This is a genomic window from Pseudomonas sp. MN1F (genome assembly GCF_009391885.1).
Classification (GTDB): domain Bacteria; phylum Pseudomonadota; class Gammaproteobacteria; order Pseudomonadales; family Pseudomonadaceae; genus Aquipseudomonas.
The window spans coordinates 105523-119258 of record NZ_VZII01000016.1 but is presented as its reverse complement, the minus strand read 5'-3'; the positions used below and the strand labels follow the sequence as shown (position 1 = coordinate 119258).

Here is a 13736-nt window from a genome sequence, read left to right as displayed (position 1 = left end):
CGTGGAAAGACAGCGGACGGCAGGCGAACCGCTATTCGTTGGGGCGCATGGTTGGCCATGACAAGAGTGGTTACAATTTCGCGGCTTGCTCTGAATTGGTGCAACTTGATGCTAGAATGGCGCCAATCGCGTCACCTGAGTCCCCTGTCATGAGCGATCATTTCGCTACCAACCTCAAACTGGCCTGCAGCCACTACCGCTCTATTTCGGAAGTTTGCCGCCAGCTCTCGATCAACCGCGCGCAATTCAACAAGTATCTGAGCGGGCAGAGCCGTCCGACGGCTTACAACCTCAAGCGCATCGGCGATTTCTTCGGCGTTGAAGATTACGAACTGAATTTGCCCCCCGAGCAGTTCAGCCGCCTGATCGGTGCCCGCGTGTCGACCCCGGCCGAGCAGCCCGGCGACCCGATCAGCGAACTGTTCCGCCCGTTGCACGATCACGCCGGGAACCTGTCGCGTTATTGCGGCTACTACCTGGAGTACTCCAACTGCATGTCGGTCCCGGGCACCATCCTGGTGTCGTTGGTGCATCTGTGGGAGGAGCGTGGCCGCTATCTGTTCGAGCGTCAGGAACGCCAGGAACGCTCCAGTGCCACCGACCCACATGCCGAGGTGCGGTGCCGCTACCTCGGGGCGGCGTTCCAGTTGCAGGACCGCATGTTCCTGGTCGACTACGAGTCGCTGACCTTCAACGAGATGAGCCAGACCATCCTCATCCCCAGCTTCAAAAGCCGCATCACCCGCCTGAACGGTCTGAAGGCAGGCGTATCCAGCGGCGACCGGCGCAACCCTGCCTGTACCCGCGTGGTGTGGGAGTACCTCGGGGAGGAGATCAACCGCATCAATGCCTATCGGCAGGTCAGGCTGTACCAGCCGGATGATCCACGGATCGATGACGATGTGCGTGAGCGGTTGAGTGTGGGGCCGTTGCGTAACAGCCTGTTCGAGATTGAGTGATCGCTCGTTCAGAGCGTCAATCGGTGTAGCCACTCGCCAATCGGGTTGCCTGAGTCGAGCAACAACTTGGTTGCCATGATGCAGCAAACGCAGACCAGCAACGGTTTGATCAGCCGGGGGCCGAAGTACACGGCGCAGCGAGCGCCCAGTTGAGCGCCGACAAACGCCGCGCTTGCCATTGCCAGCGCCAGAGGCCAGATGATTGCTCCGCTCAGTGAAAACACTGACAGTGCGCCCAGGTTGCACGCGGCGTTCAGCAGCTTGCTGTTGCAGACGGCCTGTAGCAGATGCTGGCCCAGTAGGATGACGCAAGCGAGCATGAAGAACGAGCCGACGCCTGGGCCAAAGATCCCGTCATAGAAACCAATGACGGGCGCCACGGCAACGCAGAATACGCTGGTTGATAGCTTCGCCTTGCGCGACTGCTCATTGGGTTTCGGGCTGAACGCGAAATACGCGGCTACCAGAATGAGCAGTATCGGAACGCATGCCTGCAGCAGCGTTTTGGGTACCAGGCTGACTGACAAGGCGCCGAGCGCGCCACCGATGAAAGCCATCAGTGCCATTGGGCTGCCACGTTTCCAGTCGATCATGCCTTTTCGGGCAAAGGCGTATGTCGCTGAAACCGTTGCCGAAGCGGCCTGGAACTTGTTGGTGGCAATCGCCGCCAGTGGTTCGATGCCGGCTACAAACAACACCGGCAGTGTGATCAGGCCGCCGCCGCCGGCGATGGCATCGAAAAAGCCGGCCGTGAAGGCGACCAGGGCGAGTATCAGTATCAGTGACAAGTCGAGTTCGATCATCGGGTAACTTCCTGTCCTCAGCCGCGAACCAGTAACGGGTCTTCAGCGATCACAATGGGGGCAGCGAAACGGGAGTATCCGAACTGGCGCACCAGCAGGCGCCGGTTGTCCCGAATGATGCTGCGACCGTGCAAGGCGCGGCTGTTGTTGATCAGCAGCGCGGTGTCAGCCTGCAGATCGAACATCTCGGGTCGCGTGCTGTTTACGGCTTCCTGAAATGCAGCAAAAGCCCGAGCAACTGCGCTGTCTGCATTGTCATTGAGTGAAAAGCGGTAGCTGTTATACCGAAGCGAGAAGCCGCCATTTGCGTTGTACTGCAGCATCGACACGGCTTTGCCTGCATTGCCGTGCCCGCGAGCGAAGCAGTCACTGCGGGTGAAATCGAAAGAGGGCGAAGTGAGAGCAAGAACATCAAGGCTGGCCATGCGTTCGATGATGCCTCGAAGTGGAATTACATGGGTCGGTTCGTGCGCAGGGTTCCAGCGTGCAGTGAGAATCAGTGCGCAAGGGGCGGGTGAGTGGCCGTTACTGGCGGTTGTTGAACAGTTGTAGGGCGCTTCGGTGTGCGGCCCCAACTGCAAACCCGCATGTGAGCTGATTTCGATTTCTGCATCGGGCTTCTCGTCAGGCCTGGGAATGCTGCCACCCCCTTTGAAGTTGCCGACCAGGCGCACTTGCTGGCCTTCATTGTCGATGTCGAATGCGAAACTTCGATGTTGCGCCAGCGCCAATAGCACTTGATTGCGTGAAGCCAGGTATTGGCAGCGGCTGCTGCGCGCCATTACTGAAATATCCGTCAACCGCTCTGGGGGCGAGTCGGTGGGGCAGGGCATTCCCCTGAACATCAGCGCGGATAACAAGCCGTCCCTAAAGCGCTGTAGTGTCGACTTTTGCTCAGTACTCAATGTTGATTCGAGTTGCTTGGCGAACAGGCGTGCCTGAGCTGCTACTTTTCCAGCCTGTGGTCCCCCCAGATCAGTAAGGGAATCGCTTGCGAGGGCTATGGCCTGGCCTTGCTCCCGGTCGAAGTCCAGGTACGCGACTTCTGAATGCGGCATGGAACGTTCCTTGTAAGTATTGTTGAAGTGCCCCTGCCGGCGCTCGAAAAATGCTTCAGCAACCGGCAAGTGGGCAGGTCAACAATTCAATGCCGTTATGGTGTTGAACTAAAGTCAGCTCGCTCTGCGTGGGCTGTAGGAAAATTCATCTTGTTATCGGGCTGAACGATGAAGAACCTGCTCGCTCGTGCCGTCGAGACCCCGTGTTGGACTTCCCCGCCCGGAAACCGCAAAATGACTCCTTTCCCTCAATCAACCTGTTCGGATCTGCTGACTCTATGCGTATGCGCCTGATGCTGTTGGGTGGTGGCAATGCCCTCGGGCAAGCGCTGATTCGTCTCGGGGCCGAGGAGGACATCGCATTCCTGGCACCGCGCCCGCCGGAGAACGGCTGGGCCCCGGCCAGCCTCACTCAGTTGCTTGACGATCATCGCCCCGATGCCTTGGTCAACCTGGCCTATTACTTCGACTGGTTCCAGGCCGAATCGGTCAGCGACCAGCGCCTGGCCCAGCAGGAGCGGGCGGTAGAGCGGCTGGCGGAGTTGTGCCAGCACCACCAGATCATCCTGGTGCAGCCTTCCAGCTACCGGGTGTTCGACGGTTCGCGGGCCACGGCCTACAGCGAAAAGGACGAACCGGTGCCGTTGGGTCAGCGTGGTCAGGCCTTGTGGCGTATCGAGCAGAGCGTGCGTGCGGCGTGCCCGCAGCATGTGCTGCTGCGCTTCGGCTGGTTGCTGGACGAAAGCATCGACGGTGCCTTGGGCCGCTTCCTGACCCGCGCCGAGCAACCGCAGGAGCTGCTGCTGGCCGATGACCGCCGCGGCAACCCGACGCCGGTCGACGACGCTGCGCGGGTGATCCTGTCGGTGCTCAAGCAGCTCGATTGCAGTGCGCCGCTGTGGGGCACCTACCACTACGCCGGCAACGAGGCGACCACGCCGCTGGCGCTGGGCCAGGCGATTCTCAGCGAGGCCGGGCAGTACCGTCAGCTGGCCGTGCAAGCACCAACCGCGCAGGCCCACGCCGCTCGGCCGGATGCCAGCGAGGAGCCGCAGCACGCGGTGTTGGCCTGCAAGAAAATTCTTCACACCTTCGGCATCAAGCCGCGTGCCTGGCGCGCGGGCTTGCCGCCACTACTGGATCGATTCTACCGCCATGGCTGATGCCCCCATCCTGATCACCGGCGGCGCCGGCTTCATTGGCTCCCACCTGTGCGATGCGTTGCTGGCCAAGGGCTACGCCGTACGTATTCTCGACGACCTTTCCACTGGCAAGCGCGACAACCTGCAACTGGATAACCCGCGTCTCGAGCTGATCGAAGGCGATGTGGCCGACGCCGCGCTGGTTCAGCGTGCCGCCGCCGGTTGCCGTGCCGTGGTCCATCTGGCTGCGGTGGCATCGGTGCAGGCGTCGGTCGAAGACCCGGTAAAGACTCACCAGAGCAACTTCATCGGCACCCTCAACGTGGCCGAGGCCATGCGTGTGCATGGCGTGCGCCGCGTGCTGTTTGCATCGAGCGCGGCGGTGTACGGCAACAATGGCGAAGGCGAGTCGATTGCCGAGGACACGCCCAAGGCGCCGCTGACGCCCTATGCGGTAGACAAGCTGGCCAGCGAGCAATACCTGGACTTCTACCGCCGCCAGCATGGCCTGGAGCCAGTGGTATTTCGCTTCTTCAACATCTTCGGCCCGCGCCAGGACCCTTCCTCGCCGTACTCCGGGGTGATCAGCATCTTCAGCGAGCGGGCAGTTCAAGGCTTGCCCATCACCGTGTTCGGTGATGGCGAGCAGACCCGTGACTTCCTCTACGTCGGCGATCTGGTGCAGGTGATGGTGCAGGCACTGGAGCAGCCGCAGGTGGAAGAGGGCGCGGTGAACGTCGGCCTGAACCAGGCGACTTCGCTGAACCAGATGCTCAAGGCGTTGGAGCAGGTGGTGGGCAGCTTGCCGGCGATCAGCTACGGCCAGGCGCGTTCGGGCGATATCCGCCATTCGCGGGCGGACAACCAGCGTCTGCTGGCGCGCTTCGATTTTCCGCAGGCGACGCCGATGGTCGAGGGGTTGGCCAAGCTGCTCGGCAAAGCTTGAGATAGCTGTACTTGTGGGAGCCGCGCTTGCCGGCGATGGGCCGCGAAGCGGCCCCACGATTTCAGGGTTGTTGCATAAATTGCTGGGGCCGCTTCGCGGCCCATCGCCGGCAAGCGCGGCTCCCACAGGGTTCAGGTATGCCGAACAACCCTGCGTAGGCAATCTTCCGCCGCGAGAAGCCTGCCATCCTCGGATCGCACCTGCAGAGCCCCGACTGGCCGCCCCTTGGCACTGTCCACCAGTTCCGACCGCGCTTCCCCCGCCTCGAACAGAAAGCGCTCCCCCCACTGGCGCAACCCCACCACGATCGGAAACACCGAGCGCCCTTTCTCGGTCAGCACATATTCCTTGTAGGCACTGCCATCCGAAGCGGGCTGCAACGCCAACAGCCCACTCTCCACCAGCAGCTTCAGCCGCGACGCCAGGATGTTCTTCGCCAGCCCCAGGTTTTTCTGGAACTCGCTGAAACGGCGCAGGCCATCGAAGGCATCGCGCAGGATCATCAGCGCCCAACGGTCACCCAGCACTTCCAGTGCCCGGGCCACGGGGCATTGAGCGTTCACGTCATCGAGCATTGGCGGCACCTGCGTTGTTCATCTGGTTGCAGATTAAAACCACATTTGCTAAATATCCATCAAGTGGTTTCAATTTGAAACCAGGTTCGAAGGAGTCAGCCCGATGAATCGCTGGATAACCCTGTTGCTTGCCACCACCTGCGCCATGGCCGTGGCCACGGTCTATTTCGCTCAACCTTTGCTCGAATCGATAGCCAGTGACCTGGGCGTGGCGCAGCAGCAGATCGGTTGGGTGGTCGGCGCGACCCAGGCGGGTTATGCCCTTGGGCTGATCCTGATCGTGCCACTTGGCGACCTGATCGAGCGCAAGAGCCTGCTGCTGGGGCAGTTGCTGATTGCCGCCCTGGCCTTGATCGGCGTTGGCCTGGCGCAGCAATGGCTGATGCTGCTGGCCGCGCTGGCCCTGGTCGGGCTGATGGCGGTCATGGTGCAAGTGATGGTCGCCCATGCCGCCACCCTTGCCAGCCCGGCCAGTCAGGGCCAGGCGGTGGGCACGGTGACCAGTGGGGTGGTGCTGGGCATTCTGCTGGCGCGTCTGGTTTCCGGAGCGCTCGCGGACCTGGCCGGATGGCGCAATGTGTACTTCGTGGCGGCAGCTGTGCTCATGCTGATGGCCGTGGTGCTCTGGCGCTGGCTGCCAGCAAGCCGGTTACCTGTGCAATGGCCCGGCTACCGGCAACTGATCGGTTCGTTGTTCACCTTGTATCGACACGACAGCCTGTTGCGCCGGCGCGGGCTGTTCGGCCTGCTGATCTTCGCTGCGTTCAGCGTGCTGTGGAGCGCCATGGTGCTGCCCCTGAGTGCGCCACCGCTGGCGCTCAGCCATACCGAGATTGGCCTGTTCGGCCTGGCGGGTATCGCCGGCACCCTGGCGGCGTCGCGGGCCGGGCGGCTGGCTGATCGAGGGCTGGGCGAGCGCACCACCGGCCTGGCGCTGGGCCTGTTGACGCTGTCATGGCTGCCGACCGCCTTCGTCGGGCACTCGCTGACCGCCTTCGTGCTGGGCGTACTGATGCTGGATTTCGCCGTGCAGGCGGTGCATGTCACCAACCAGAGCCTGTTGCTGGCGGGGCGTGGTGCGATGGCCAGCCGGTTGATCGGCGCCTACATGTGCTGCTACTCGATCGGCAGCGGTTTGGGGGCGGTGCTGGCAAGCTGGGCGTATGCGCGCTGGGGCTGGACTGCGGTATGTGCGCTGGGGATGGTGCTCAGTGCGCTGGCACTGGTGTACTGGTCGTGGGGGCAACGGGAAAGGGCGACCGAAGCCGCCCTGCCGTGTTCAGGTCAGAACTTGTAGCCCAGGCCGACCATGTATACCCAAGGGTCGACATCGACGTCGACCTTGGTCTTGCTGTAGCCCAGAGCGGTCGGGCCGTTGACGCTGGCCTTGGTGTCGATGTCGACGTACCAGACCGAGGCGTTCACCAGCAGGTTGTCGGTGATCATGTAGTCCATGCCCAACTGGCCGGCGATACCCACCGAATCCTGCAGCTTGAGGTTGCTGAAGCCCTGTTGCTTGCGCTCGCTGGTCAGGTCTTCATCGAAGAACAGGGTGTAGTTGATGCCCACGCCCGCATAGGGCTGGAACTTGGAGTTAGGCTCCATCGGGTAGTACTGCACGGACAGGGTCGGTGGCAGCTGTTTGATGTCGGCCAGTTTGCCGTCCAGCCCGCCGCCCAGGCCTTTGACGCCTACGCTGTGCTTGAACGGGGTCGCGGCCAGCAGCTCCAGGCCGATGTGGTCGGTGAGCATGTAGGCGAAGGTCAGGCCCAGCTGGGTGTCGCTGTCCAGGGTCGCCTTGGTGCCCGACACCTTGTTGCCGTCGAATTTCAGGTCGCCGCTGTTTTCGTTCGGTGCCGTGGTGATGGCACCGGCGCGGACGATGACATCACCCGCCTGGTGGGCGTGGGCAACAGGGGCGGCGAGCGCAAGGGCCACAAGCGAGGCGCCGAGCAAGGACTTGTTCATGGAAGCTCCCAAAGGACGTGAGTAATCGAGTAGTCCAATGGTACGGATGCGTCCAAGACGAAAGTTTGACCCAGCTCAACGAAGCATCGTCACAAATTCGAAACAGTTCTCACTTGAGCACATAAGCGTATATTTTCTCCGCCTCCATCTGGTATCCGGCGTCGGCCAATTCGCTGCTGGAGGCTCTAACCTGCATCTTTCCCTCGATCCAGTAGGGCTGGTAGAGGTCCTCCACGCGCACACCCATTTCGCTGAAGATATGCACGATCTGGTTCGACGGAGGGGGGGGCACATGGATGCAGGCGCCGTAGTAAGGCACCAGCAAGAATTCCGTCGTGCGCCCTTCTTCGCTCACCTCCAGCGGCACGATGTAGCCTGGGATCTTGACTTGCTCGCCATCGAGGCTTTTCACCACCGGGGCGTCGGGCCCTTGTTGGCGTGCTGGAGGGGCCGATTCAGCCGACAGCGCATCGCTCAGCTGCGACATGTCGTGCAGCGGTGTAAGTTGTGGCGGGATGACCGGCGCACCTTCAGGGATCAGCGCAGGCCAGTCCAGCTCGCGCACCTCGTCCGCCCACACAGGGGCGGCGAGGAACAGGATCGATATCAACAGTACGCGGAGCATGATGCCTCTCAGAGATGAATGGACAGGCCGTCGGCCAGCGACTGCCGATAGGCGCGCCAGGCCGGTACGCTGCCCATCAGCAGCGCTGCGCCAAGGATGATAGCCAGCAGCGTCCATTCATGTGCGCTGGGCAAGGCCAGGGGCAGGTACAGCCCGTAGTTGGCCTGAACGTAGCCCTGGGCCAGGGCGATGCCCGCGTACAGCAAGCCAAGCCCGGCCGCGATGCCCGTCACCGCCAGTGCCAATGCTTCAAGTACCAGCAAGCCGGCGATATGCCATGGCCGTGCGCCCACCGAACGCAGGATCGCCATCTCCCGGCGGCGCTCGTTGAGGCTGGTGAGAATCGCCGTGAGCATGCCGATCAGGCCGGTCAGCACCACGAACAACGACACCACGAACAACGCCTGTTCGGCGGTGCCCATCAAGCTCCACAGCTCCTGCAAGGCCACCCCTGGCAGGATCGCCAGCAGCGGCTCGTTGCGGTACTCGTTGATCTCACGCTGCAGGCTGAAGGTGGCGATCTTGTTGTTCAGGCCGAGCATGAACGCGGTGATGGCTGCCGGTTGCAGATCCATGGTCCGTGCTTGTTCGGCGCTGATGCGCCCGGCACCACGGGCGGGCACGCCGTTGTGCCAGTCGATGTGGATGGCCTCCATGCCGCCGAGGCTGATGTGCAGGGTGCGGTCGACCGGAGTGCCGGTGCGTTTGAGCACGCCGACCACGGTGAACGGTTTGTCGTCGTGCTTGACCAGGCTGATCGCGGCGACACCGTGCGCCAGTACCAGCTTGTCGCCGAGTTTGTAATGCAGTGCGTCGGCCACTTCGGCGCCGAGCACTACTTCGAACGGGTCGCTGGCGAATTCACGGCCCTGGCTCAGTTGCAGATGCTGCTTGCGGCCGTACTGGTAATGGCTGAAGTAATCGGTAGTGGTCCCCATCACCCGGTAGCCACGGTGCGAGTCACCCAGCGAGATCGGGATCGCCCACTTGACCCGTGGGTCCTGGGCATAGTGCTGGAAGCTGTCCCAGCGGATGTTGTTGGTGGCGTTGCCGATGCGGAACACCGAGTACAGCAGCAGGTTCACCGACCCCGAACGGGCACCGACGATCAGGTCGGTGCCGCTGATGGTGCTGGCGAAACTGGTGCGCGCTTCGGTGCGCACGCGCTCCACGGCCAGCAGCAGGCACACCGACAGGGCGATGGCGAAGGCGGTGAGAAACGCGGTGAAACGGCGGTTGGCCAGGCTGGCCAGGGCAAGGCGAAGCAGGTACATCAGGCCTCCCGGGGCTTGGCGGCGCGGTTGAGATCGGCCAGGGACAGGTGACGGTCGAACAGCGGTGCCAGGCTCTGGTCATGGCTGACGAACAGCAGGCTGGAACCGGCTGTGCGGCATTCGTCGAACAGCAGGCGGATGAAGGCTTCGCGGGTGTCGGCATCCAGCGCTGAGGTCGGCTCGTCGGCGATCACCAGTTCTGGTTGGCCGATCAGTGCGCGAGCAGCCGCCACGCGCTGCTGCTGGCCGATCGACAGGCTGTCGGCACGCCGTGCGAGCAGCGCCGGGTCACCCAGGCCCAGGTGCGCGAGCAGCTCGCTGGCGGCCTGGTCGACGCTGCCGTGGCGCTGAATGGCCCGTTCGGCGCGGCTGCGCGAGAAACGGCAAGGCAGCTCGACGTTCTCGCGCACCGAGAGAAACGGCAGCAGGTTGAACTGCTGGAAGATGTAGCCGGTGTGGTCGACCCGGAAGCGGTCACGCGCACCCTGGCCAAGCACGGCGAGGTCCTGGCCAAGCAGCTGGATACGCCCCTGACCTGGCCGGTTGACCCCGCCGAGCAGGCCCAGCAGGGTGGTCTTGCCACTGCCGCTGGGGCCCTTGAGGAACAGCGCTTCGCCGGCCTCCAGGCGCAATGCCGGAATATCCAGCAGTGGCGCCTGGCCGGGCCAGGCGAACACCAGGTCCTGCAGTTCAATCAACGCCTGGCTCATCTCAGAACGCAACCACGGCCTTGGCCGGCGAAGTCTCGACGCCTTTCTGGCCATTCGGGCCGATCAGTTGCACGTTGATCTTCTGAGTGGCCGGGAAGGCCTTGAACAGCGGGGCGAGGTCGATCTGGGCGAGTTTTTCCGGGGTGGCGCAGGTCAGCTGGTAGTGGGCATTGATGTCGCTGTGCACGTGGCCTTTCTCGTGCTCGTCACCGTCGTCATCAGCCTTGGCCGCATCGCCGAACAGCGGGCTTTCCAGCTCTTGCTGGTCTTCCTTGCAGCCGGCGGCCGAGGCCAGGGCAAACAGCTTCAGGGGTTGTTCGAGCTGCTGGCGCACCGCGGCAACCTTGGCCTTGTCCGCATCGCTGCTGGCCATGTGCTCGAAGCCGACCAGGTTCATCGCCGGGCTGTCCAGCTCCAGCTCCAGGGTGTTGCCATCGAGCACGGCATTGAGCTTGGCCACACCATGCTCGTGGGCACCGAGGGTGCCGTGGGCGTGATCATGGTCATGTTCGTCGTGGGCATGGGCCACGGCCAGGGGCAGCAGGGCGAAAGGCAGGGCAAGCAGCAGGCGACGCATGGACGACTCCGGGAGCGGGCTGGAAGATTTGGTTATGTTATAACAAATTTTCTTCGCGCCGCCAGCCTGTGTGGCGCAGGTTTCATGTTGCGGTAGCATGGTTGCATTGATCTGAGCTCAAGGAACGCATCGTGAGAATTCGTGGACAGATTGGTGACTGGCCGGTGGACCTGACCCTCGAGTTGGAGCCGCAGGAGTGGGCGCAGTTGGGCCGGCAGATCGAAGTGCCGGTAGCTGAACCGGTAGCCGTTGCGGCGGCGCCGCGCCAGGACGACGGACAGTGGCATGCCGCACGTGAGGTGCTGCGTCTGGCAGGGCAGATGAGCGGGCCGGAGCTGCTCGACCGGCTGGAAGGGCTGGCCGGGAGCACGGCAGCGGGCAAGCGGTTGCTGGTGCGCTTGCGGCACAGCAGTGAGGTTAAGGTGGAAAGTGGCGTGGATGCGCCGGTGTATCACTGGGTGGGGTGAGGTCCTGGATTCTGGGGCCGCAAAGCGGCCCCGCCATTCTCAGGCTCAGAACATGGCCGAAGACAAGCGACGACGGTAAACACCTACCAACGGATGATCACTGCCCAGCAACTCGAACACCTGCAGCATCGCCTTCTGCGGCAAGCCGTTCTCATAAGCACGATTGCGCTGGAACAGCTTCAGCAACCCTTCCAGTGCCGCTTCATACTGCTGACGGGCCAACTGCTGAATGCTCAGCTGGTAAGCCGCCTCATCATCCTGCGGGTTCTGCGCCAGGCGGCTTTTCAGGTCGGCGACTTCCGGCAGGCTGGCGGCCTGGCGCAGGAAGGTCAGCTGAGCCTTGGCACCGGCCAGGGCGGCCTTGTGCTCATCGGTCTTGACCGCATCCAGCACCACTTGGGCTTCACCCAGCTCGCCACGCTCGGCCAGGCAGCGGGCATAAAAAATCAGCGCCTCGGTATTGCTGTTGTCTTCACCCAGCAGTGCCTTCAGCGCAGCCTCGGCCTCGGCGAAGCGGCTTTCGGCGAACAGCGCCTTGGCCTGTTCCAAAGGCGAAGCGGTCGGGGCGGCCGGCAATTGCACATGCGGCTCGAGCATGGCGCGAATCGCCGACTCCGGCTGGGCACCAGCAAAGCCGTCAACCGGCTGGCCATCCTTGAACAGCACCACGGTCGGCAGGCTGCGGATGCCGAACTGGGCCACCACCTGCTGCTCGACGTCGCAGTTGATCTTGGCCAGCAGCAGCTCGCCCTGGTAACCCTCGGCGATCTTCGCCAGCAGCGGCATCAGCGCCTTGCACGGCGCGCACCACTCGGCCCAGAAGTCCACCAGCACCGGCTTGTGGAAGGAGTTCTCGATCACCAGTTGCTGGAAGGTGGCATCGGTGGCATCGAAGATATATGGGGTGTCCTGGCTCATCGCGACTCTCGCAAATCCGTGAATGGCACCACTATAAAGGCTCGCGGCTGGCGTGGTACAGGCTGACCCGGCGGAATTCGTGCGGCTCGGCCAGGTCTGGCAGGGTCAAGGCTTCGAGCACGCCAAGCTGCCGGTACAGCGGGTGGCTGAAATCGCGGACTCGCGAGTCGGCCACCAGTGCCTGGCGACCGCGGCCAAGGAAGGCATCGAGCAGCGGCAGGTTGGCGCGGTCATAGAGCACGTCGGCAACCAGGATCAGGTCGAAGCGGTCGGCTTCGGCGAAGAAGTCGCTGCTGTAGCCCAGTTCGACCTCGTTGAGCTGGGCGTTGGCACGGCAGGCTTGCAGGGCCAGCGGGTCGAGGTCACAGGCGACCACTTCCAGCGCCCCGGCGCGGGCCGCCGCGATCCCGGCAATGCCGGAGCCGGCGCCAAAGTCCAGCACGCGCTTGCCGGCTACCCACTCGGGGTGCGCCGCCAGGTAGCGGGCCATGGCCAGGCCGCTGGCCCAGCAGAAGCTCCAGTACGGCGGTTCTTCGAGGATGCGCCGGGTTTCTTCGCTGCTGAAGGCGCGGTCCATGTTCTGATCATCGATCAGCCACAGCTTCAGCGCGCACTCAGGCAGGTCGCTGATGACCAGGCGCGCTTCGCCGATCAGGCCACTGAGGGCCTGTTGCAGGGCAAGCGGCGCCACTTAGGGGGTCTTCTCGAAGCGCAGCGGGCCGGTTGCCTGGGTCTGGGCCTGGATGATGCGCACGGGGGGAAGGTGCATGATCAGCTGGCCGGAACTGCTGGCACGGCCGCGCAGTTCGACGCGGGCACCGGCCGGGAAGGCCTCGGGGTTGAAGCGCAGGTGATAGGGCAGGGCCTGGCCGGTGCCGGTCAGATTGCTGCTGGCCAGCAGCTGTTGCGGGCGGTCGCGGTCGTCGATGACCAGCAGCGCCAGCTCCACGTCGGCGCCGGCGGGAATTTCCAGCAAGGTGCCGCTCAACTCACGCTGATAGGCCGGCAGCGGGCCAAGCGGTTCGGCGTTTTTCGCCACCTTGGCTGCTGCTGGCGCGGGGACTGCTTCTGTCTTGGGGCGGTCACTGCCGCAGGCGGCGAGCAGGGAAGCGCAGCACAGCACGACGAGCGCACGAAGATGCATGGGTGGGTCCTTCACGGGCAGAATTGTATGGATGTTAACCCCTTTGGCTTGTCTTGCCAGTGCAATGCGCTACCATGGCCCTCCCTTTTTTTGTTGCCTGCCACCATGCACTGTCCCTTTTGCGGTGCCAACGACACCAAGGTCATCGACTCGCGTCTGGTCGCCGAGGGCGAACAGGTGCGCCGCCGCCGTGAATGCGTCGCCTGCGGCGAGCGCTTCACCACCTTCGAAACCGCCGAGCTGGTGCTGCCCCGGCTGATCAAGCAGGACGGCACGCGCCAGCCCTTCGATGAAGAGAAGCTGCGCGCCGGCATGCAGCGTGCGCTGGAGAAGCGCCCGGTCAGCATCGAGCGCCTGGAAGCGGCGCTGGCGCATATCAAGAGCCGCCTGCGCGCCACCGGCGAGCGTGAGGTCAAGTCGCTGGTGGTGGGTGAAATGGTCATGGCCGAGCTGCGCAAGCTCGACGAAGTGGCCTACATTCGCTTCGCCTCGGTGTACCGGCGCTTCCAGGACCTCGACGAATTCCGCGAAGAAATCGACCGCCTGGCCCGCGAGCCGGCTAAAGAGTGA

Annotated in this window: 17 protein-coding genes; 6 read left to right on the top strand and 11 right to left on the bottom strand. The window is 63.4% G+C overall.

Translation table 11 applies throughout. From position 1 onward, the window contains the following. Positions 1-149 precede the first annotated feature (149 nt). Entirely contained in the window at positions 150-959 is an 810-nt protein-coding gene (locus F6X59_RS10945; RefSeq protein WP_152956275.1) for a helix-turn-helix transcriptional regulator, read from the top strand. Positions 960-967: 8 nt separating this feature from the next. On the opposite strand, the gene F6X59_RS10940 is transcribed toward F6X59_RS10945, so the two are convergent. Then, the gene (locus F6X59_RS10940; RefSeq protein ID WP_152956274.1) at positions 968-1762 is read right to left on the bottom strand and encodes a TSUP family transporter; all 795 of its coding nucleotides are present in this window, start codon (positions 1760-1762) and stop codon (positions 968-970) included. 17 nt (positions 1763-1779) lie between these two features. After that, on the bottom strand, positions 1780-2820 hold the full coding sequence (locus F6X59_RS10935; RefSeq protein WP_152956301.1) for a hypothetical protein: 1041 nt from the start codon (positions 2818-2820) through the stop codon (positions 1780-1782). 278 nt (positions 2821-3098) lie between these two features. Here F6X59_RS10935 and F6X59_RS10930 point away from each other — a divergent pair, with 278 nt between their 5' ends. Both F6X59_RS10930 and F6X59_RS10925 read left to right on the top strand, forming a co-directional pair. Continuing rightward, positions 3099-3983 carry a sugar nucleotide-binding protein gene (locus F6X59_RS10930; protein WP_152956273.1) on the top strand — a complete coding sequence of 295 codons (885 nt, stop codon included), beginning with the start codon at positions 3099-3101 and terminating at the stop codon, positions 3981-3983. Further along, on the top strand, positions 3976-4908 hold the full coding sequence (locus F6X59_RS10925; RefSeq protein WP_152956272.1) for an NAD-dependent epimerase/dehydratase family protein: 933 nt from the start codon (positions 3976-3978) through the stop codon (positions 4906-4908). The genes F6X59_RS10930 and F6X59_RS10925 overlap by 8 nt, the downstream gene beginning before the upstream one ends. Positions 4909-5039: 131 nt before the next feature. On the opposite strand, the gene F6X59_RS10920 is transcribed toward F6X59_RS10925, so the two are convergent. Further along, positions 5040-5483, bottom strand: a complete 444-nt coding sequence (locus F6X59_RS10920; RefSeq protein WP_152956271.1) for a helix-turn-helix domain-containing protein — start codon at positions 5481-5483, stop codon at positions 5040-5042. Positions 5484-5586: 103 nt separating this feature from the next. Here F6X59_RS10920 and F6X59_RS10915 point away from each other — a divergent pair, with 103 nt between their 5' ends. Continuing rightward, positions 5587-6780, top strand: coding sequence for an MFS transporter (locus F6X59_RS10915; RefSeq protein WP_152956270.1), 1194 nt, complete (start codon positions 5587-5589; stop codon positions 6778-6780). On the opposite strand, the gene F6X59_RS10910 is transcribed toward F6X59_RS10915, so the two are convergent. From F6X59_RS10910 to F6X59_RS10890, 5 genes are all read right to left on the bottom strand, one after another. Next, a complete protein-coding gene (locus tag F6X59_RS10910; RefSeq protein WP_060509644.1) occupies positions 6768-7451 on the bottom strand; it encodes an OmpW family protein in 684 nt (227 codons plus the stop codon). The two genes, F6X59_RS10915 and F6X59_RS10910, sit on opposite strands and share 13 nt — an antisense overlap. Before the next feature lie 109 nt (positions 7452-7560). Next, a complete protein-coding gene (locus F6X59_RS10905; protein WP_152956269.1) occupies positions 7561-8076 on the bottom strand; it encodes a DUF3299 domain-containing protein in 516 nt (171 codons plus the stop codon). Positions 8077-8084: 8 nt separating this feature from the next. Next, positions 8085-9350 carry an ABC transporter permease gene (locus tag F6X59_RS10900; RefSeq protein ID WP_152956268.1) on the bottom strand — a complete coding sequence of 422 codons (1266 nt, stop codon included), beginning with the start codon at positions 9348-9350 and terminating at the stop codon, positions 8085-8087. Next, a complete protein-coding gene (locus F6X59_RS10895) occupies positions 9350-10060 on the bottom strand; it encodes an ABC transporter ATP-binding protein (RefSeq protein ID WP_152956267.1) in 711 nt (236 codons plus the stop codon). Before F6X59_RS10895 ends, F6X59_RS10900 begins: the two co-directional genes overlap by 1 nt. A gap of 1 nt (position 10061) precedes the next feature. Continuing rightward, positions 10062-10637, bottom strand: coding sequence for a DUF2796 domain-containing protein (locus tag F6X59_RS10890; protein ID WP_152956266.1), 576 nt, complete (start codon positions 10635-10637; stop codon positions 10062-10064). A gap of 131 nt (positions 10638-10768) precedes the next feature. On the opposite strand from F6X59_RS10890, the gene F6X59_RS10885 reads away from it, so the two are divergent. Continuing rightward, on the top strand, positions 10769-11104 hold the full coding sequence (locus F6X59_RS10885; RefSeq protein WP_346652528.1) for a hypothetical protein: 336 nt from the start codon (positions 10769-10771) through the stop codon (positions 11102-11104). A 45-nt stretch (positions 11105-11149) separates the two neighbouring features. On the opposite strand, the gene trxA is transcribed toward F6X59_RS10885, so the two are convergent. The 3 genes from trxA to F6X59_RS10870 are packed head-to-tail and all read right to left on the bottom strand — an operon-like array spanning position 11150 to position 13166. Continuing rightward, complete coding sequence (gene trxA / locus F6X59_RS10880) at positions 11150-12022, bottom strand: thioredoxin (RefSeq protein ID WP_152956265.1); 873 nt, start codon at positions 12020-12022, stop codon at positions 11150-11152. A gap of 31 nt (positions 12023-12053) precedes the next feature. Further along, the gene (locus F6X59_RS10875) at positions 12054-12713 is read right to left on the bottom strand and encodes a methyltransferase (RefSeq protein ID WP_372240352.1); all 660 of its coding nucleotides are present in this window, start codon (positions 12711-12713) and stop codon (positions 12054-12056) included. Continuing rightward, positions 12714-13166, bottom strand: a complete 453-nt coding sequence (locus tag F6X59_RS10870) for a YbaY family lipoprotein (protein ID WP_152956264.1) — start codon at positions 13164-13166, stop codon at positions 12714-12716. It lies immediately after the preceding gene. A gap of 105 nt (positions 13167-13271) precedes the next feature. Between F6X59_RS10870 and nrdR the strand changes: the two genes are divergently transcribed. Beyond that, on the top strand, positions 13272-13736 hold the full coding sequence (gene nrdR / locus F6X59_RS10865; RefSeq protein ID WP_054886565.1) for a transcriptional regulator NrdR: 465 nt from the start codon (positions 13272-13274) through the stop codon (positions 13734-13736).

Coding starts and splice junctions, on each gene's coding strand:
- F6X59_RS10945 (WP_152956275.1), top strand. CDS start 150: ATGAGCGATCATTTCGCTACCAACCTCAAACTGGCCTGCAGCCACTAC.
- F6X59_RS10940 (WP_152956274.1), bottom strand. CDS start 1,762: ATGATCGAACTCGACTTGTCACTGATACTGATACTCGCCCTGGTCGCC.
- F6X59_RS10935 (WP_152956301.1), bottom strand. CDS start 2,820: ATGCCGCATTCAGAAGTCGCGTACCTGGACTTCGACCGGGAGCAAGGC.
- F6X59_RS10930 (WP_152956273.1), top strand. CDS start 3,099: ATGCGTATGCGCCTGATGCTGTTGGGTGGTGGCAATGCCCTCGGGCAA.
- F6X59_RS10925 (WP_152956272.1), top strand. CDS start 3,976: ATGGCTGATGCCCCCATCCTGATCACCGGCGGCGCCGGCTTCATTGGC.
- F6X59_RS10920 (WP_152956271.1), bottom strand. CDS start 5,483: ATGCTCGATGACGTGAACGCTCAATGCCCCGTGGCCCGGGCACTGGAA.
- F6X59_RS10915 (WP_152956270.1), top strand. CDS start 5,587: ATGAATCGCTGGATAACCCTGTTGCTTGCCACCACCTGCGCCATGGCC.
- F6X59_RS10910 (WP_060509644.1), bottom strand. CDS start 7,451: ATGAACAAGTCCTTGCTCGGCGCCTCGCTTGTGGCCCTTGCGCTCGCC.
- F6X59_RS10905 (WP_152956269.1), bottom strand. CDS start 8,076: ATGCTCCGCGTACTGTTGATATCGATCCTGTTCCTCGCCGCCCCTGTG.
- F6X59_RS10900 (WP_152956268.1), bottom strand. CDS start 9,350: ATGTACCTGCTTCGCCTTGCCCTGGCCAGCCTGGCCAACCGCCGTTTC.
- F6X59_RS10895 (WP_152956267.1), bottom strand. CDS start 10,060: ATGAGCCAGGCGTTGATTGAACTGCAGGACCTGGTGTTCGCCTGGCCC.
- F6X59_RS10890 (WP_152956266.1), bottom strand. CDS start 10,637: ATGCGTCGCCTGCTGCTTGCCCTGCCTTTCGCCCTGCTGCCCCTGGCC.
- trxA (WP_152956265.1), bottom strand. CDS start 12,022: ATGAGCCAGGACACCCCATATATCTTCGATGCCACCGATGCCACCTTC.
- F6X59_RS10870 (WP_152956264.1), bottom strand. CDS start 13,166: ATGCATCTTCGTGCGCTCGTCGTGCTGTGCTGCGCTTCCCTGCTCGCC.
- nrdR (WP_054886565.1), top strand. CDS start 13,272: ATGCACTGTCCCTTTTGCGGTGCCAACGACACCAAGGTCATCGACTCG.